Genomic DNA, 17,233 nt, shown 5'->3' on the forward strand with positions numbered 1-17,233 from the left:
GAACTGGCAGCCCTGATCGGAATGAACCATGACCGGCGCATGCGGCTGTCGGCGCCACAGTGCCATCAGCAGTGCATCGAGGACCAGGCTCGTGTCAATGCGGCTGCCCATGGACCAGCCCACTACTTGGCGCGAGAACAGATCGACCACAACCGCCAGGTACAGCCAGCCTTCGTGAGTTCGGATGGACCTGCATCACATTGCACATGCGCCGCACGCTGTATTCCTGCGCATGGCGCTGGATGAACGCGTACCTCACCCGGACTGTCTGGCAAAGTACGCGGCGGCTTCCTAAGAAACACCCGCCTCGGTCGGTTGCAATGAGAAACCAAAGTGAGCGGCACGTCGCTGTAACTGCTTGACGACGCGTTCGCGATATCGCTGCTCGTATTGATCGACGCCAGGATCTTCGTATCGCATACCGAAGCGCATCGTTCGGTAAAAGAGAATGGCGAGCTTGCGAGCTGTAGCCGTCACGGCCTTGGCTTTGCCGATACGCGCCGCCAGCCGTCGATAGAACGCTCCGAGTGCAGTTTCGGTGCGCCCGACATTGGACGCGGCGAGGCGCAACTGTGATGCCAAGCGGTTGGAGCTTTTACGGGTCCGCGCAGAAAGCACTTTTCCGCCGCTGATCTTGCATCCCGGCGACAGGCACAACCATGATGCGAAGTGCTTTTCAGTGGGCCACTTGCTCATGTCAGTGCCGCACTCTGCCACCAGCGACAACGCGATACTTGGCCCGATGCCGTGGATCAAGGTCAGGTCAGTGCCGGTTAATTGGTACAGCATCGACCGCACATCGAACTTGGGTGTATTGGCCTGTTTTGTCTTCGTCCACGCAGCAGGGAGCGGGGTCTCCAATTGCGGTCTGTCCGCGTTCAGCACTTGCAACGAGTTCTCGATCTGCTTATCGCAGTCCGCGATACGAGCCTGGTACGCATCGAACAGCGCCAGTGCCTGTGACCTTGCCCCTGAACAGTGGAGTTCTTGGCCTTGTTGAAAATACCGACAAGGAGTCAAGAGATGACGGCAAAGCAGGTGCGTGCGCAGTACACGCAAGAATTCAAGTTGGAGGCTGTGCGGCAGGTACGCGCGGGTCAGGCTATTGCGTTGGTGGCCAAGGTGCTGGGCATCCCCAAGGCCAGTCTAGGCAACTGGGTGAGGCTGGCGGCCAAGAGGCCATTGAGCGGCGTCGGTGACGCTGACAAGGCGATGAAGGTCTCGCCCGAGCAGATGGAGATAGCGCGCTTGCGCGCTGAGGTGGCTCGGCTTCGCATGGAGCGTGACATCGCAAAAAAAGCCGCGGCGTACTTCGCGCAGGACACGCTGCGAGGTACGCCTGGATTCACCAAATGAGGAGCCAGTACCCGGTGAGCATCTCGTGTGGCGTGCTGGAGGTCAGCGCCAGCGGCTACTTTAACTGGCTGCGCCGCCCCAAGGGCATGGCTGGCAGGCCTGGCGCTCGCCACAGCGACGAGGCCGTGCTGGCCCACATCCGTGCCATCCACGCACAGGTCAAGGGCGAATACGGCTGGCCGCGCATGCACAAGGAACTGCTGGCCCGTGGCATCCGGGTGGGCAAAGACAGGGTGCGCAAGCTCATGCAGCAGCACGGCATCCGGGCCAGGACTAAGTGCAAGTTCGTGGTCACCACCGACAGCAAGCACAGCTTGCCGGTGGCACCAGACCTGGTGCAGCGGCGCTTCAATCCCGAGGTACTTAGTATTTATCCGTAAATAACATTGACTGGTAGCTCAATCTTGCGCAGAGCGATGATGGCCGCAGCAAGGTGGTTGAGCGCCAGGAAGGTGTGTTCGAGCTTTTCGTAGCGCACCAATAGTTTCCTGAATCGGTTGAACCAGCCATGACAGGCCTCGACCACCCAGCGGCGGGCCTTCTTCTTTGGCTCTCGCTTTTTCTGCGCCGCTTCGCTCTTGCGACTGACCACATGCGGGATATAGCCATGGGCAAGGATCACGGCCATGGCGCCTTTGCCCCGATAGCCCGCATCGGCGCACAGATGTTTGGATCGACGCTGCTTGGGAGTCGGACGTTGGACCACGATGGCATCGAGCACGGCCTCAATTTGCGTCACGTCGTGCGCGTTGGCTCCCGTCACGACGAGGGACAACGGGACGCCACGCCCGTCCACCAGCAGATGGCGCTTGCTGCCGTTTTTTCTCCCGATCCGTCGGATTGGGGCCCACTGCCTCTTGCGCCAGCGGTGCCTTGAACATCGCTCCGTCGATGCTCTGCCAGCGCCAGGCAATGCCTTCGAGGTCGTCGTATTCAGCAAGGCCTGCCTTCCACAGTGCCTCGAAGAACCCGGCCCTGGACCATTGCATGAATCGCTGGTGCACCGCGCTGGCACTGCCAAAGCGTTCGGCTGGCAATGCCTTCCATTGGCAGCCCGTCCTCAGGACGTACACGATGGCCTCGAAGACCAATCGCGGCGCCTTGGGTGGGCGCCCCGCTCCCGCACTGCGCAGGTATTGCTTGTTCGGGTCGCGCACTGGCTGCGGCACCAGGGGCTCTACCCGGGCCCAGAATTCATCCGTCACTTCCCACGAATGGGCATGGGCCTTGGCCATCTGTCTGTCCTGCGCCGAGTGAAGGTCGGCTCAGGTTTGGAGTTTACTTAATTTACGGATAAATCCTTAACCAGCTGTGGAGTGGCGACATCACCTACATCGCCACCGACGAGGGCTGGCTGTACCTGGCTGTGGTCATCGACCTGTTCAGTCGCCAGGTGGTGGGCTGGAGCCTGCAGCCGCACATGCAGGCCAGCCTGGTCAAGGATGCACTGGCCATGGCGTGGTGGCGCCGTCGCCCAGAGCCAGGCCTGATATTCCACAGCGACCGTGGCAGCCAGTATTGCAGCCATGAGATGCAGGATGCCTTGAAGGGCTGGGGCATGCGCTCATCGATGAGCCGCAAGGGCAACTGCTGGGACAACGCGCCGACCGAGAGCTTCTGGGGTCGACTGAAAAACGCCAGTGTGCATGGCCACAAATTCGCCACCAGAGAGCAGGCCAAACAGGCTGTGATGGACTGGATGGCTTTCTACAATCACGGCAGGCTGCATTCGTCTCTGGGCGATCTCCGTCCGAAGCAGTTCGAGCAACGCTGGTACGAGGTACAGCGTAAAAAAGCCGCGTAAACGTGGGCTAAGAGCTACACGGAACGAGGGCAAGGTCAGTTCACCAAGGTTTCTGGGGTTTGACGCCGCTCACTTCGCGTAGCGAAGTTATGCGGCGGCACAAGCCGCGCAGCCTGGCCAAGAGCGTCACGGTGGAGTAGTCAGTTCCAGAAAGTGGTCCAGCATGTGGAAGTGGTCCTCAAAGAACTCTTCTTCCAGCGCGGCCAGCTTTTCGATATCGACCCACTCCACCTGCATGGCATCGTCGTCGGCCCGCACGGCCGGAAACGGCGCATCGCCCAGGTCGAAATAGTGCGCATGGGTGATGGTGCGGCCGCGCTGGCTGCGGTCGGGGTGGTCGAACACCGCCACCGACTGCAGCGCCGCGCGCATGCGGGCTTCGGGGAGTTCGCAATGGGTTTCCTCGGCCAGCTCGCGCAGACAGGATTGCCACACGGTCTCGCGCTGCTCGATGAATCCACCCGGCACCGCCCGCAGGCCCTTGCCGGGGGCGTGGGCGCGGCGGATCAGCAGCACATGGTTCTGGCAGCGCAGCACGGCATCCACCGTGACGAACACCGGCGGGTAGGGGGCTGCAGCCCAGGCCTCGCGGTAGCCACGCAGCATGCGCCACTCTTGCTGCAGCGCGGGGTAGTCGGTGGTCTGTGCAAAGCGCTCCAGAAAATCCAGCGTGCTCGCGGGCATCTGGGCGGCCAGGTTGTTCAAGGCGGCCCGCACGGTGCCGGGCGTGGCGCCGAAGTAGGCATCGCGGATGGCCGTGGCATCGATGCGGCCCTGGCGCTCGACGTGGATCAACTCCCAGCCTGGAAAGGCGCTCAGGTAGCTGCTGGTCGCATCCTTGAAGTGGCCGACCACGCCGATGCGGGCATCCGCGGCGGCGATCGGGGCCACGCCCTTGCGCACCGCCTGCACCCACAGGGCCTCGTTGTAGTAGTCGCGCATCGGCAGCGCCTGCACGCGGGACCGGTTGGCTGCGGGCAGGGCAGCCAGCATCATGCCGGCGCGTTCGTCGCAGGTGAAAGGGTTCTTGGGCGAACGCGCCTGCCAGGCCGAACCCATCACCACGATCACGTTGCCGGCGCTGTCGAGCGCACGCTGCAGCAAGGCCATGTGGCCGTTGTGAACGGGTTCAAAGCGCCCGATGTAGATGGTGGTGTCGAACATGGGTCTCCGGTCTGTTCTGGCGCAAGGCGGACTGGGCTGCATCAAAAGCAATAGCGCCCTGCGCTAGATTTTCCACCATGGAGTGTCCGAGGTGCTTCATCTGCAAGCACCTGGCGCTCTTCATGTGATAGCAATTGCCGGGTGAGGCAAGGGTGAGCGGCAAACGCGGTTGGCGGTCTTGGGTCTGTGCTCACATCGCCGCGCGATGTGAGCCTGTGCCGAAAGCCGGCCAAGCGCGCTGTGCGCGAGGGCCTTACAGGCCCGCAGCTGCGCGCAGTGCAGCCGCCTTGTCCGTACGTTCCCAGCTGAACTCGGGTTCTTCGCGGCCGAAGTGGCCGTAGGCGGCGGTCTTTTCGTAGATGGGGCGCAGCAGGTCCAGCATCTGGATGATGCCCTTGGGGCGCAGGTCGAAGTGTTCCTTGACCAGCGCGGCAATGCGCTCGTCCGGGATCACGCCCGTGCCTTCGGTGTAGACCGTGATGTTCATGGGCTCGGCCACGCCGATGGCGTAGGCCACCTGGATCTGGCACTGCTTGGCCAGTCCGGCCGCCACGATGTTCTTGGCCACGTAGCGCGCGGCATAGGCGGCCGAGCGGTCCACCTTTGTCGGGTCCTTGCCGCTGAAGGCGCCGCCGCCATGCGGGCAGGCGCCGCCGTAGGTGTCCACGATGATCTTGCGGCCCGTGAGACCGCAGTCGCCTTGCGGGCCGCCGATGACAAAGCGGCCCGTGGGGTTGATCAGGTAGCGCGTGTTCTGCAGCCAGTCCGCAGGCAGCACGGGCTTGATGATTTCCTCGATCACGGCGTCGATGAAGCTCTGCTTCATCTTGGTGGCGGTTTCCGACTGGTCGGGGTGGTGCTGGGTGGAGAGCACCACGGTGTCGATGCTGTGGGGCTTGCCGTCCACGTAGCGCATCGTGACCTGGCTCTTGGCGTCAGGGCGCAAAAAAGGCAGGCGGCCGTCCTTGCGCAGCTGGGCCTGGCGCTCCACCAGGCGGTGCGCGTAGTAGATCGGCGCGGGCATCAGCTCGGGCGTCTCGTCGCAGGCGTAGCCGAACATCAGGCCCTGGTCGCCGGCACCGGTGTTCAGGTGGTCGTCGCTGGCATGGTCCACGCCCTGGGCGATGTCGTTGGATTGCTTGTCGTAGGCCACGAGCACGGCGCAGCCCTTGTAATCGATGCCGTAGTCGGTGTTGTCGTAGCCGATGCGCTTGATGGTGTCGCGCGCCACCTGGATGTAGTCCACATGGGCGTTGGTGGTGATCTCGCCCGCCAGCACGACGAGGCCGGTGTTGGTCAGCGTTTCAGCGGCGACGCGGCTGCGGGGGTCTTGTTGGAAGATCGCATCGAGGATCGCGTCCGAGATCTGGTCGGCCACCTTGTCGGGGTGGCCTTCGGAGACGGATTCCGAGGTAAAAAGAAAGTCGTTCGCCATTTGAATAAACTCCAGTGCTTCGGCATTTAGGGCGCCGCCCTGACCCCGAAGGAGCTTTGGCGAACGCTTTAGCAGATTTTTTTAACGTCGCCCTGCAAGTTGCTCATTTAACTCAGCGACCTGTCTATTTTAATGCCTGTCGTCTTCCGATTCTTTTCCGTATTTCCACTGTGGTTGCTGCATGTCATGGGTGCAGCCATGGGCTGGGTGGCTTTTTGCGCGTCTCCCTCCTACCGGCGCCGCTTTCTTGCGAACTCGGCGCTGGCCGGGTATTCATTCGGCGCGGTGCGCGCCGCCGTGGCCCATGCGGGCCGCATGGTGGCAGAGTTGCCGCGGCTGTGGCTGGGTGCTCCCCTTCCTTGTCGGCTGGTGGGCGAGGCCTGTGTGGAGCAGGCCTATGCAGCCGGACGCGGCATTGTGTTCCTGACGCCCCACCAGGGCTGTTTTGAGCTGTCCGCCCAGGCCGCGGCACGCCACTGGAGCGCTGTGCGCGGCCCCATCACGGTGCTCTACCGGCCGGCGCGCCAGCCCTGGCTGGCCACGGTGATGGAGACTGCGCGCAATCGCCCCGGCATGCTGGCGGTGCCCACCACGCTGGCGGGCGTGCGCCAGATGATCAAGGCGCTGCGCCGTGGCGAGGCCGTGGGCCTGCTGCCGGACCAGGTGCCACCCGATGGCCAGGGCGTCTGGTCGCCCGTTTTTGGCCGCGACGCCTACACCATGACGCTGGCCGTGCGCCTGGCCCAGCAGACCGGTGCGGCCGTGGTGCTGGCGCGTTGCGAGCGCCTGCCCTGGGGCCGTGGTTTCGTCACCCGCTTCGAGCCTTTGTCAGCGCCGCTGGACGAGCGGCTGGAGGATGCCGTCTTGCAAATCAACCAGGCCATGGAACATCTCATCCGCCAGTGTCCCGAGCAATACCTGTGGGGCTATGCCCGCTACAAGCAGCCGCGCGCTGAAGCTGCCGGGGGCGTCGCATGAGCGGGCGCCTGGGTGTGTGGTTCATGCGGGTGCTGGCGCATGTGCCCTTGCCTGCGCTGCGCGCTATGGGCTGGTGCCTTGGCCAGTTGCTGTACCTGCTGGCCGTGCCGCGCCGCAAGGTGGCGCTGCGCAATCTGGCGCTGTGTTTTCCGGATGCGCCGGCGGCGCAGCGGCGCCGCTGGGCGCGCGAGGTCTTTGTCGTGTTCAGCCAGACCTGGCTGGACCGCAGCTGGCTGTGGGCCGCGCCGCGCGAGGTGGTGCTGGAGCGCGTGAAGCTGCAGGGCGCGCTGCACGAGCTCGACGGCGACACGCCCACCATCATCTTTGCGCCGCATTTCTTGGGCATGGACGCCGGTGGACTGGCATTGCCCTTGCGCACCCAGCGCGCGTTCACGTCGATCTTTTCGACCCACCCCGACCCGGCCGTGGACGCCTGGTTCATGGCGGGGCGCCAGCGTTTTGGTGATGTGCGCATGCTCAACCGGGCCGACGGGGTCAAACCGATCATTTCCAACCTGCGCAAGGGCGGGCTGCTGTACCTGCTGCCCGACATGGACTTCGGCCCCAACGAGTCGATCTTTGTGCCGTTCTATGGCGTGCGGGCCGCCACCGTGCCTTCGCTGCCGAGGTTTGCACGCCTGGGGCGGGCCAAGGTGGTGGGCATGTACACGCGGCTCACGCCCACCGGCTACGTGGCCGAGATCACCCCCGCCTGGGAGGGCTATCCGTCCGACGATGTGGAAGCCGACACGGCGCAGATGAATCTGCGCCTGCAAAGCTACATCGACACCATGCCTGGCCAGTATTACTGGGTGCACAAGCGCTTCAAGACGCGGCCGCCGGGCGAGCCATCGGTGTACTGACGCGTATGGCCCGCGGCTCCAGCCGCCGGTTGGGGGCGCCCCGTCAACGTCATTGGGCGGGTCTGCGCCCTGATCGAGAATATGAACAAAAAGGCTTGCAGCGCTTATGTGAAAAGCGCTGGCGGCTATTGTTTGGATTGCAAGAAGCGCTGCAGCTCCATGGCGACGCGCTCGGGGTGCTCATGCACGATCCAGTGCGTTGCCCCTTCCACCCGCCGCAGCTGCAGCTGCGGCACCCAGCCGGGCAGGCCGTCGAGCAGGCCTGGCAGCAGGGCGGGGTCGTCCATGCCCCACAGGACCAGCGTGGGCACGGTCACCGCCAGCATGGCATCGGGCAGGGTGATGGCCTGGGCGCCCGGGTCGCACCCATCTTCCGTCTGTCGCGGCGGGCGCAGCGGGCTGGCGCGGTAGTAGTTGCAGGCGCCGGTCAGGCCCTGTTGCCACAGGGCGCGGTACTGGGCGCGCACGGTGTCGGTCAGCCAGGCGGGGGCGCGGCCATCGGACGTGTTGAAAAAGGCGAACAGGCGGCGGAAGCCGTTTTCGGCCAGCAGCGCCTCGGCATCGGGCCTGCACAGGAAGTGCATGTACTGGCTGGCCGCCTGCTGCGCCGGGTTGTGCTGCAGCTCGCGCAGAAAGGCACCCGGGTGCGGGGAGTTGAGGATGGCCAGCCGCTTCATGTGCTGCGGCTGCTGGTTGGCGAGGTTCCAGGCCACCGCGCCGCCCCAGTCGTGGGCCACCAGGCATTCCAGCACGGCGCCAGGGCATTCGGCGGCGATCAGCGCCACCAGGTCCTGCACCAGGTGCTTGGCGCAGTAGGCGGCCACTTCCGTTGGACGGCTCGATGCGCCGAAGCCGCGCAGACAGGGGGCCACGCAGCGGTAGCCGCCATTTTCGGGGCGGGAAAAGTGCAGCAGCAGTTCGTCCCAGATGAAGGCTCCCTCGGGGAAGCCGTGCAGAAACAGCAGCACCGGGCGGCCCGCCACGCCGCTCACGCGGCATTGCAGGGTGGTGCCATGCGGCAGGGAGATGTCCCGGGTAGAAATCATGATGCTATGCATTCAGTAGCTTCTGCCGCTTGATGCATAAGCGCCAGTGCCTAGTTTGGGTGAGAATCCTCGGGGGTTTCGGGGGCGGGCTCGGGGGCATCATCTGCGGCCACGGGCGCTGGCAACACCGGGTGTGCCCATTGCCACAGCAGTTGTGCCACCTCGTCCACACCTTGCTTCTTGAGGGCCGAGAACATCTTGACCTCTCCGCCGCCCGCATTCAGTCGCGTAATCGACAGCACCTTGGCCTGCTCGGCGCGGGTAAGCTTGTCGGCCTTGGTCAGCACGATGAGGAACTTCAGGCCTTCTTCCACACGCGGGCGCACCACTTCGAGCAATGCTTCGTCCAGCTCGGTCAGGCCCAGGCGCGGATCGCACAGCAGCACGATGCCGGTGAGCCCGGGGCGGCTGACCAGGTAATTGACCATCACCTGCTGCCAGCGCACCTTGTCCGAGCGCGACACGGCGGCATAGCCGTAGCCGGGCAGGTCGGCCAGCACGGCATCGGTCACGCCCTGCTTGCCCAGCGAGAACAGGTTGATGTGCTGGGTGCGCCCGGGTTTCTTGGAGGCAAAGGCCAGCTGCTTTTGCTGGGTGAGCGTGTTGATGCAGGTGGATTTGCCCGCGTTGGAGCGGCCCACGAAGGCGATCTCGGGCACGTCGATGGGGGGCAGATGGTGCAGCTGCGCAGCCGTGGTCAGGAACCTGGCGGTGTGCATCCAGCCCATGGCGATTTTGGCGTCGGGTGCGGGCGGAAGTGAGCCAGCTATTGGCGCGGTGGAGGGTGTCGTCATGGAAAGTTGGGATGCGTTGGAGCCTCATTGTAGAATCGCGAGGTTTTGCGGACTTAAATACAGACCCTCGATATGAAGTTTCTCGCCTCTATGCTGATGGCTGCCGCACTGGCAGCACCCGCTCTCCCGGCTTTTTCTGCGGGCGCGGCCCCTGCGGCGCCGACCAAGGCGGCCAAGCCCGACCTGGTCAAAGGCGAGGCCAGCTTCACCGCGGTGTGCGTGGCATGCCACGCTGCGGATGGTAATTCCACCATTGCGGCCAATCCGAAGCTGGCACAGCAGCACCCGGAATATCTGGTCAAGCAGTTGCAGGAATTCAAGTCTGGCAAGCGCAACAACGCCATCATGGCGGGCTTTGCGTCGATGCTGACCGACGAAGACATGAAGAACATTGCCTACTGGGCGGCCTCCAAGCCAGCCAAGGCGGGTTTTTCTTCTGACAAGGATCTCGTGGCCCTGGGTGAGCGTATTTACCGCGGTGGCATTGCAGACCGCCAGATCGCCGCCTGCGCCGGCTGCCACAGCCCCAACGGCGCCGGCATTCCGGCCCAGTACCCCCGCCTGTCGGGTCAGCATGCCGACTACACGGCATCGCAGCTGAAGATGTTCCGCGACGGCTCGCGTGCCAACAGCCACCAGATGACCCAGGTGGCTGCCAAGCTCAACGACCGGGAAATCAAGGCAGTGTCCGACTACATTGCCGGCCTGCGCTGAGGTTTTGTGATTTTTCCAGCCCCGCCAGGCGGGAAGCCTGGAACCAACCGCCAATAACAAACCCCAAGACGGGCGGGCCCATCGTTCAGATGGCCCCGCCCTTTTTGTTTTAGTGCCTCGCGTTCAACCACCCATGTCTGACATCACCCACGGCGTTCAAGTCCGGTCTGGCTCCCAGGCCCTGCGCGCAGGCATCGAGCTGCTGTCTTCCATGCGCTTTGCCATTTCACTGCTGACGGTGATCTGCATTGCGTCGGTCATCGGCACGGTGCTCAAGCAGCATGAGCCCGCGGTGAACTACGTGAACCAGTTCGGCCCGTTCTGGGCCGAGCTTTTCGCGGCCCTCCAGCTCAATGCGGTGTACAGCGCATGGTGGTTCCTGCTGATTCTGGCTTTCCTGGTGGTCAGCACCTCTTTGTGCATTGCCCGCAACACCCCCAAGATCCTGGTGGATCTGAAGGTCTACAAGGAAAACATCCGCGAGCAAAGCCTCAAGGCCTTTCACCACAAGGCCGAAGCGCCACTGCTGGAGTCGGCCGAGGTGGCGGCGCGGCGCATTGGCAGCACCCTGGCCAGTGGCGGCTGGAAGGTGAAACTGCAGCAGCGGGATGGTGCCAAGGGCGCTGGTGCAGGCTGGATGGTGGCGGCCAAGGCGGGGGCGGCCAACAAGCTCGGATACATCGCTGCGCACAGTTCCATCGTGCTCATCTGCCTGGGCGGGCTGTTTGACGGCGACCTGATCGTGCGGGCCCAGATGCTGCTGGGTGGAAAGACACCTTATGCCGGCAGTGGCCTCATTTCCGAGGTGAAGCCCGAGCACCGCCTGTCCGAGCGCAATCCCACCTTCCGTGGCAACCTGGTGGTGGCCGAGGGCACGCAGTCGGGCACCGCCATCCTGAGCCAGTCCGACGGCGTGCTGCTGCAGGAGCTGCCCTTTGCCGTGGAGCTCAAGAAGTTCATCGTGGAGCACTACTCCACCGGCATGCCCAAGCTGTTTGCCAGCGAGATCATCATCCACGACAAGGCCACGGGCGAGAAAACGCCCGCCCGCATCGAGGTGAACCACCCCGCCAGCTACAAGGGCATCGAGATTTACCAGTCGAGCTTTGACGATGGCGGCTCGCACCTCAAGCTGCGCGCCGTTCCCATGACCGCAGGCGCCAAGGCGTTTGACATCGAGGGCACCGTAGGCGGGTCCACCGAACTGGTGGGCAAGGGCGGGGCCACGGGCGGCGAGAAACTCACGCTTGAATTCACCGCCCTGCGCACCATCAATGTCGAGAATTTTGCCGATGGTGCCGGTGCACCCGGGTCGGGTGCCGATGTGCGCAAGGTGGACCTGCGCGAGTCGGTGGAGTCGCGTCTCGGTGCCGCCAACAAGACGGTGACCAAGAAGGAGCTGCGCAACGTGGGCCCCAGCGTGAGCTACAAGCTGCGCGATGCAGCCGGCCAGGCGCGTGAATTCCACAACTACATGCTGCCGGTGGACACGGGTGATGGTGTGCCGGTGTTCCTGCTGGGGGTGCGTGAGAACCCTTCCGACCCTTTCCGCTACCTGCGTGTTCCGGCCGATGACCAGAGTTCCATGGACGGGTTCATGCGCCTTCATGCTGCGCTGGGCGACCCTGCTGCGCGCGAGCAGGCCGTGCAGCGTTATGTGTCGCAGGCGGTGGAGGCTTCGCGCCCCCAGCTGGCCGAGCAGCTGACGCAGTCTGCGTTGCGTGCGCTGGCGCTGTTCGCCGGGAGCAGCGGACCCGATGGCAAGAAGACCGGTGGCTTGCCGGCCATTTCCGACTTCATGGAGGCCAACGTGCCCGAGGCGGAGCGTTCCAGGGCGGGCGAGGTGCTGGTGCGCATTCTGAACGGAGCCCTGTTCGAACTGAACCAGCTTGCGCGCGAGCGTGCCGGTCTGAAACCACTGGTCCAGAGTGACCAGACGCAATCGTTCATGACGCAGGCGGTGCTGTCGCTGAGTGACGCCCAGATTTACCCGGCACCGCTGGCGCTGGAGCTCAAGGACTTCACCCAGGTGCAGGCCAGCGTTTTTCAGGTGGCTCGAGCCCCTGGCAAGAACATTGTCTATCTGGGATGCGCCTTGCTGATTCTGGGCGTTTTTGCCATGCTCTACGTGCGCGAGCGCCGCGTGTGGGTGTGGGTCGCTCCACAGGGGGACCAGTCGCACGCACTGATGGCACTGTCCACCAATCGCAAGACCATGGACGGCGACCGGGAGTTCGTCCAGCTCGCTGAAAAACTGATCGGGGCCCATCCCCACCGAGGCAACGCATGAATACCGCCACTACCACTATCCTGCTCAACGAGGGGTTCTTCGCCCGTCGCAACTGGTTCGACTGGCTGTTCGCTGCCATCGTGGCAGCGGGAGGGCTGTATGCCTTGCAGCGCTATGGCAGCTACATGGATGTGTACGAAAAAGGCATCCTGCTGGGCGCCATTCCCTGCACCGTGTGGCTGGGCTGGTTCTGGCGCCCGCTGCGGGCGTTGATGCTCGTGGTGGTGGCGGTGGCGCTCATGGCGATCGGCCTCTACCAGCAAGACGGCGCTGGCAGTCTGGCGCGGGCGGACACGGTCTTTGGCCTCAAGTATTTCCTGTCGAGCCAGTCTGCAATTTTGTGGATGAGCATGCTCTTTTTCATGAGCACCGCGTTTTACTGGATGGGCATGTTCGCGCGCGGTGAAGGCCGCACCATGAGCATGCTGGGCTCGCGCATTGCCTGGGTGGCCGTGGCCATGGCGCTCATCGGCACGCTGGTGCGCTGGTACGAGAGCTACCTCATCGGCCCGGACATCGGCCATATCCCGGTCAGCAATCTCTACGAAGTGTTCGTGATGTTCTGCTGGATGACGGCTGCGTTCTATCTGTACTACGAGCAGCAGTACGACACGCGCGCGCTGGGTGGCTTCGTGATGCTGGTGGTGAGTGCCGCCGTGGGTTTTCTGCTCTGGTACACCGTGATCCGCGAGGCGCACGAGATCCAGCCGCTGGTACCCGCTCTCAAGAGCTGGTGGATGAAGCTGCATGTGCCCGCCAACTTCATCGGCTATGGCACGTTCGCACTGTCGGCCATGGTGGCCTTTGCCTACCTGATCAAGCAGCAGGCCGGTGAGACGCGTTGGTACAAGCTGGCGCCGCTGTGGCTGCTGGGCGTGGTGCTGTGTTTCGAGCCCATCGTGTTCCGCCAAGGTGCTGCCGAGACCGGCGGCAGCTACTGGATGGTGTATTTCGGCATCTCCGCCCTCGTCGTGGCGGGCATTCTGCTGGGGCGCAAGCGCATTGCGGCGCGCCTGCCGTCGTTCGAAATCCTGGACGATGTGATGTACAAGTCCATTGCGGTGGGGTTCGCCTTTTTCACCATTGCCACCGTGCTGGGTGCCCTGTGGGCCGCCGAGGCCTGGGGTGGCTACTGGAGCTGGGACCCCAAGGAAACCTGGGCGCTGATCGTCTGGCTCAACTACGCCGCCTGGCTGCACATGCGCCTGATGAAAGGGCTGCGCGGCACCGTGTCGGCCTGGTGGGCGCTGGTCGGGCTGGTAGTGACCACCTTTGCGTTTCTGGGGGTGAACATGTTCCTGAGCGGCCTGCACAGCTACGGCACGCTCTGATGGTGTGATGGGGGCATCGGGCTTGCGGGGTAGGCCTGCAACCATTGCGTCTTGGGTGTAACCTGGGCGATCCAGGGAACGAACTGGCGGTTGTTGTGCTCTATCGCTCAACTGTCCCACCCAAGAACGACCGGAGCTTTCCATGCTGATCCCATCGCGCGATTCGGGTTTCAACCACCCGCATTCCTCCGAAATCACCCCACGGTCGGTGTACGAAGACCGGCGCCACATGCTCAAGCGCATGGCGGGCGGTGCTGCCGGGGCAGTCTTGGCCTCCTGGGCTGGCCGCGAGGCCTTGGCACAGCCGCAGGCGGCGCGCCCTGGCAAGCTGGCCGCGCTGGCGGGCGCCAGGTCGGCCGTGGCGGGGGCTGTCACGATGGAAAAGCTCACCGACTACAAGGACGCGAGCAGCTACAACAACTTCTACGAATTCGGCACCGACAAGGCCGACCCTGCCCGCAATGCGCACACGCTGAAGACGTCTCCGTGGACGGTCGAGGTGGAAGGCCTGGTCAAGAAGCCCGGCAAGTACGGTATCGAAGACCTGCTCAAGCTCAGTGCGCAGGAAGAACGCATCTATCGCCTGCGTTGCGTGGAGGGCTGGTCCATGGTCATCCCCTGGGTGGGGTACTCGCTGGCCGAGCTGATCCGACGCGTGGAGCCGCAGGGCAGCGCCAAGTATGTGGAGTTCGTGACGCTGGCCGACAAGGCCACCATGCCTTATGTGGGCTCGCGCGTGCTGGACTGGCCCTATGTGGAGGGTCTGCGCATGGACGAGGCCATGCACCCGCTCACCCTGCTGGCCTTTGGCATGTATGGGGAAGTCTTGCCCAACCAGAACGGTGCGCCGGTGCGCCTGGTGGTGCCGTGGAAATACGGGTTCAAGAGTGCCAAGAGCATCGTGAAGATCCGCTTTGTCGAGAAAGAGCCGGGAACGGCCTGGAACAAGGCGGCCCGGCAGGAATATGGCTTTTATTCCAACGTGAACCCCAGCGTGGACCACCCGCGCTGGAGCCAGGCCACCGAGCGCCGCATTGGCGAAGACGGCCTGTTCGCCAAGAAACGCAAGACACTGATGTTCAACGGCTACGAGGCCCAGGTGGGGCAGCTCTACGCCGGCATGGATCTCCAGAAGTTTTACTGATCCAGCGCCGTTGCGGCCCCTCTGGCGAAGCATTCGGCCCGTCGTGCCATGAAAAAATTCCTGCTCCATCCAGCGGCCAAGCCGGTGCTGTTTGTGCTGTGCCTGCTGCCCCTGTCGTGGCTGGTTTACGCCGCCGCCACGGACCAGTTGGGTGCCAACCCCGCCGAGGCCCTGGTCCGCGCCACCGGCGACTGGACCTTGCGGGCTCTGTGCCTTGTGCTGGCCGTCACGCCGATGCGCGTGGTGACCGCCAGCCCGCAACTGGCCCGCTTTCGGCGCATGCTGGGGCTGTTCGTGTATTTCTATGCACTGCTGCACCTGCTGAGCTACAGCTGGTTCGACATGGGTTTTGACCTGGCTGAAATCACCCGCGACATTGCCAAACGCCCCTTCATCCTGGTGGGTTTCCTGGCGTTTTGCCTGCTGACCTTGCTGGCGGCCACCTCGTTCAACCGGGCCATTCGGGCACTGGGAGGGCGCAGCTGGCAGGCCCTGCACCGGGCGGTGTATGGGATCGCCGGATTGGCGATCCTGCATTTTTTCTGGATGCGCGCCGGCAAGAACGATTTTGCGGAAGTCGCCCTCTACGGCGCCCTCATCGCGGCGCTGCTGGGCTGGCGCCTATGGCGGCACCTGGCCGCCGGAAAAGCGCGGCCCGGTGGGCAGGGCAAGGTTGCTTCGGTGCCGTGAATGCGATGTTCTGGGTGGCGGCAAGCGATTATTCTGTAAGCACTGGAGCCTGTTTTGCCAGGATTTCGCCGTTACGCGTTGACCGCCCGCAGCGCTGGCCGCAGTTGTCTGGTCATGGGGTCGATGTGGGCGGTCGGGAGCTGGTAGGCGCGATCATCAAAGAGGTCGATGCCGCACATGAGGTTTTCGATCCAGTCCAGAAAATCGTTGATCGCCTTCTTGCCCATGATGGGTGCGCCATGCTGGGGAACCAGCATGGCGATGTCCAGCTGGCGCGCCATGCGCACCCACAGCCGCAGGATCTTGTTGGACACCATGTAGCGGCGGTGAAAACCTTCCATGCGCGGGATGTGCGCTCCCAGATCTGTCACAGGAATGCGCGCCTCGGCTCCGGACATCATCGACACCCCGAGGTCGCCGGTGAACAGGATGCGGCTGACCGGATCGTAGAAATGGAAGTTGCCCTCGGAGTGCATGAAGTGCGCTGGCAGCAGCACCAGTTCATGGCGGCCCAAAGGCAGGTGGCCACCACCGTCCGGCACGCCAATCACGCGGTTTTCGGTCTTGCCCACCTTGGTGAAGTGCGGGGCAAACCGTTCCCATACGCGTGAAATCACCAGGGATGCCTGGGTGCTGCTCATCCAGCGGTCCAGCGAGGCAATGATGTCCGGATCGGCATGTGAAGCAATGATGTACGACAGCTTGCTGGGAGGGAAATGCTTGGACATCCCCATGAACAGCTCATTGAAAGCCAGGTTGCCACCCGGGTCGATGATGGCGCCCGTGTCATCGTCAACGATCAGGAACTGGTTGGCTTGGACCGCTTGCCCATCTTCTTCGATGAGGTCGGTGAACATGAGGCAGGCGTGGTTCTTGTCGCGATAGAGTTCCTGGGCCATGTCGATACAGCGGTGCGATAAAACGCCGACTGTACGATTACCCATGTTTTTAGTGCTTGATAAAGATCAAGTCTTGATTTCTTGATCTTTGTCACCTGATCGCCGGCCACGTCCGGCGGTGCAGTTACCGGGGCGCGGACGCGGGTGCTGCGGGTGCTGTCTCTAAAGGGGAGAGCGTTTCCGGCAACGTGGCCCTTTGTGTGGCCTCGGGTGCGGCGGGGAGATACAAGGGGCCGCGCTGCCCGCAGCCCACCAATGCCGCCGCACTGGCAGCAAGGGCAAAGGTCCTGACTAGAATTTGGAAAACTTTCACCATGCGTAATTGTAATGACCGACCTTGAATTCCTGGACCAGGCCGAGAAACTGCTGCTTGCCGTGGAGCGCAGCTGCGATCGCATCAATGACGAGGGCGATGCGGATGTGGACAGCCAGCGCACTGGCGGCATGGTGACCCTGACATTTCCCAACCGCAGCCAGATCATCATCAACCTGCAAAAGCCATTGCATGAAGTGTGGATGGCGGCAAAGTCGGGCGGATACCACTACCGGTTTGATGGGGTCGCCTGGCAAGACACCAAAGGTGCCGGTGAATTCTTTCAACAGCTGAGCCAGGACGCCGAGCGCCAGTCTGGTACATCTTTGCGATTCCAGGCCTGACCCGCGTCGCATTGGGGGGGTGGGCGCAGGCAGCCATGCGTTGGCAAAAACCAGTGCCTGCATTGCGC

Annotated in this window: 16 protein-coding genes and 3 pseudogenes; 10 read left to right on the forward strand and 9 right to left on the reverse strand. The window is 63.5% G+C overall.

Features of this window, described 5'->3' with window-relative positions:
- Both K225_RS21805 and K225_RS20915 read right to left on the reverse strand, forming a co-directional pair.
- Nucleotides 1-186 (reverse strand): annotated as a pseudogene (locus K225_RS21805) (DDE-type integrase/transposase/recombinase); the annotation flags it as partial.
- Nucleotides 187-291: 105 nt separating this feature from the next.
- Entirely contained in the window at nucleotides 292-885 is a 594-nt protein-coding gene (locus K225_RS20915; RefSeq protein WP_238323243.1) for a transposase, read from the reverse strand.
- 138 nt (nucleotides 886-1,023) lie between these two features.
- Between K225_RS20915 and K225_RS21810 the strand changes: the two are divergent.
- Nucleotides 1,024-1,712, forward strand: a pseudogene (locus tag K225_RS21810) (IS3 family transposase); the annotation flags it as partial.
- A gap of 14 nt (nucleotides 1,713-1,726) precedes the next feature.
- Here K225_RS21810 and K225_RS21815 read toward each other — a convergent pair.
- Nucleotides 1,727-2,591, reverse strand: a protein-coding gene (locus tag K225_RS21815) for an IS5 family transposase (RefSeq protein WP_155885285.1) whose coding sequence is annotated in 2 segments (ribosomal slippage) — nucleotides 1,727-2,186 and nucleotides 2,185-2,591 — 867 coding nt in all. Because the reading frame shifts where the segments join, the coding sequence is not laid out codon by codon here.
- A 68-nt stretch (nucleotides 2,592-2,659) separates the two neighbouring features.
- Between K225_RS21815 and K225_RS20925 the strand changes: the two are divergent.
- Nucleotides 2,660-3,160, forward strand: a pseudogene (locus tag K225_RS20925) (IS3 family transposase); the annotation flags it as partial.
- 126 nt (nucleotides 3,161-3,286) lie between these two features.
- On the opposite strand, the gene K225_RS0114665 reads toward K225_RS20925, so the two are convergent.
- Nucleotides 3,287-4,324, reverse strand: a complete 1,038-nt coding sequence (locus tag K225_RS0114665; RefSeq protein WP_026437103.1) for a bifunctional nicotinamide-nucleotide adenylyltransferase/Nudix hydroxylase — start codon at nucleotides 4,322-4,324, stop codon at nucleotides 3,287-3,289.
- A 253-nt stretch (nucleotides 4,325-4,577) separates the two neighbouring features.
- Entirely contained in the window at nucleotides 4,578-5,759 is a 1,182-nt protein-coding gene (gene metK, locus K225_RS0114670) for a methionine adenosyltransferase (RefSeq protein WP_026437104.1), read from the reverse strand.
- A gap of 132 nt (nucleotides 5,760-5,891) precedes the next feature.
- Here metK and K225_RS0114675 point away from each other — a divergent pair, with 132 nt between their 5' ends.
- Nucleotides 5,892-6,737: a lysophospholipid acyltransferase family protein gene (locus K225_RS0114675; protein ID WP_026437105.1), complete on the forward strand. Its 846-nt coding sequence runs from the start codon at nucleotides 5,892-5,894 to the stop codon at nucleotides 6,735-6,737.
- Nucleotides 6,734-7,600 carry a lysophospholipid acyltransferase family protein gene (locus tag K225_RS0114680; RefSeq protein ID WP_026437106.1) on the forward strand — a complete coding sequence of 289 codons (867 nt, stop codon included), beginning with the start codon at nucleotides 6,734-6,736 and terminating at the stop codon, nucleotides 7,598-7,600. The genes K225_RS0114675 and K225_RS0114680 overlap by 4 nt, the downstream gene beginning before the upstream one ends.
- A 125-nt stretch (nucleotides 7,601-7,725) precedes the next feature.
- On the opposite strand, the gene K225_RS0114685 is transcribed toward K225_RS0114680, so the two are convergent.
- On the reverse strand, nucleotides 7,726-8,646 hold the full coding sequence (locus K225_RS0114685) for an alpha/beta fold hydrolase (RefSeq protein ID WP_026437107.1): 921 nt from the start codon (nucleotides 8,644-8,646) through the stop codon (nucleotides 7,726-7,728).
- 50 nt (nucleotides 8,647-8,696) lie between these two features.
- Entirely contained in the window at nucleotides 8,697-9,440 is a 744-nt protein-coding gene (gene yihA / locus K225_RS0114690; protein WP_026437108.1) for a ribosome biogenesis GTP-binding protein YihA/YsxC, read from the reverse strand.
- A 72-nt stretch (nucleotides 9,441-9,512) separates the two neighbouring features.
- On the opposite strand from yihA, the gene K225_RS0114695 reads away from it, so the two are divergent.
- The 5 genes from K225_RS0114695 (at nucleotide 9,513) to K225_RS0114715 (ending at nucleotide 15,609) form a co-directional block, all read left to right on the forward strand.
- The gene (locus K225_RS0114695; RefSeq protein WP_026437109.1) at nucleotides 9,513-10,154 is read left to right on the forward strand and encodes a cytochrome c; all 642 of its coding nucleotides are present in this window, start codon (nucleotides 9,513-9,515) and stop codon (nucleotides 10,152-10,154) included.
- A 133-nt stretch (nucleotides 10,155-10,287) separates the two neighbouring features.
- The gene (locus K225_RS0114700; protein ID WP_026437110.1) at nucleotides 10,288-12,444 is read left to right on the forward strand and encodes a cytochrome c biogenesis protein ResB; all 2,157 of its coding nucleotides are present in this window, start codon (nucleotides 10,288-10,290) and stop codon (nucleotides 12,442-12,444) included.
- A complete protein-coding gene (gene ccsB, locus K225_RS0114705; protein ID WP_026437111.1) occupies nucleotides 12,441-13,775 on the forward strand; it encodes a c-type cytochrome biogenesis protein CcsB in 1,335 nt (444 codons plus the stop codon). Before K225_RS0114700 ends, ccsB begins: the two co-directional genes overlap by 4 nt.
- A 142-nt stretch (nucleotides 13,776-13,917) precedes the next feature.
- Nucleotides 13,918-14,919: a protein-methionine-sulfoxide reductase catalytic subunit MsrP gene (gene msrP / locus K225_RS0114710; protein ID WP_026437112.1), complete on the forward strand. Its 1,002-nt coding sequence runs from the start codon at nucleotides 13,918-13,920 to the stop codon at nucleotides 14,917-14,919.
- Nucleotides 14,920-14,967: 48 nt separating this feature from the next.
- Nucleotides 14,968-15,609 (forward strand): sulfite oxidase heme-binding subunit YedZ, encoded by a 642-nt coding sequence (locus K225_RS0114715; RefSeq protein WP_026437113.1) that lies wholly within the window; start codon nucleotides 14,968-14,970, stop codon nucleotides 15,607-15,609.
- A 71-nt stretch (nucleotides 15,610-15,680) separates the two neighbouring features.
- On the opposite strand, the gene K225_RS0114720 is transcribed toward K225_RS0114715, so the two are convergent.
- Together K225_RS0114720 and K225_RS21820 are read right to left on the reverse strand one after the other, a co-directional pair.
- Complete coding sequence (locus tag K225_RS0114720; RefSeq protein ID WP_026437114.1) at nucleotides 15,681-16,508, reverse strand: MBL fold metallo-hydrolase; 828 nt, start codon at nucleotides 16,506-16,508, stop codon at nucleotides 15,681-15,683.
- A gap of 124 nt (nucleotides 16,509-16,632) precedes the next feature.
- Nucleotides 16,633-16,824 (reverse strand): lipoprotein, encoded by a 192-nt coding sequence (locus tag K225_RS21820; RefSeq protein ID WP_081679700.1) that lies wholly within the window; start codon nucleotides 16,822-16,824, stop codon nucleotides 16,633-16,635.
- An 11-nt stretch (nucleotides 16,825-16,835) separates the two neighbouring features.
- On the opposite strand from K225_RS21820, the gene cyaY reads away from it, so the two are divergent.
- The gene (gene cyaY / locus K225_RS0114725; protein WP_026437115.1) at nucleotides 16,836-17,165 is read left to right on the forward strand and encodes an iron donor protein CyaY; all 330 of its coding nucleotides are present in this window, start codon (nucleotides 16,836-16,838) and stop codon (nucleotides 17,163-17,165) included.
- Nucleotides 17,166-17,233: the final 68 nt, after the last annotated feature.

The sequence above is a fragment of the Acidovorax sp. JHL-9 genome (assembly GCF_000426205.1).
In the GTDB taxonomy this organism is placed as follows: Bacteria; Pseudomonadota; Gammaproteobacteria; order Burkholderiales; family Burkholderiaceae_C; genus Acidovorax; species Acidovorax soli.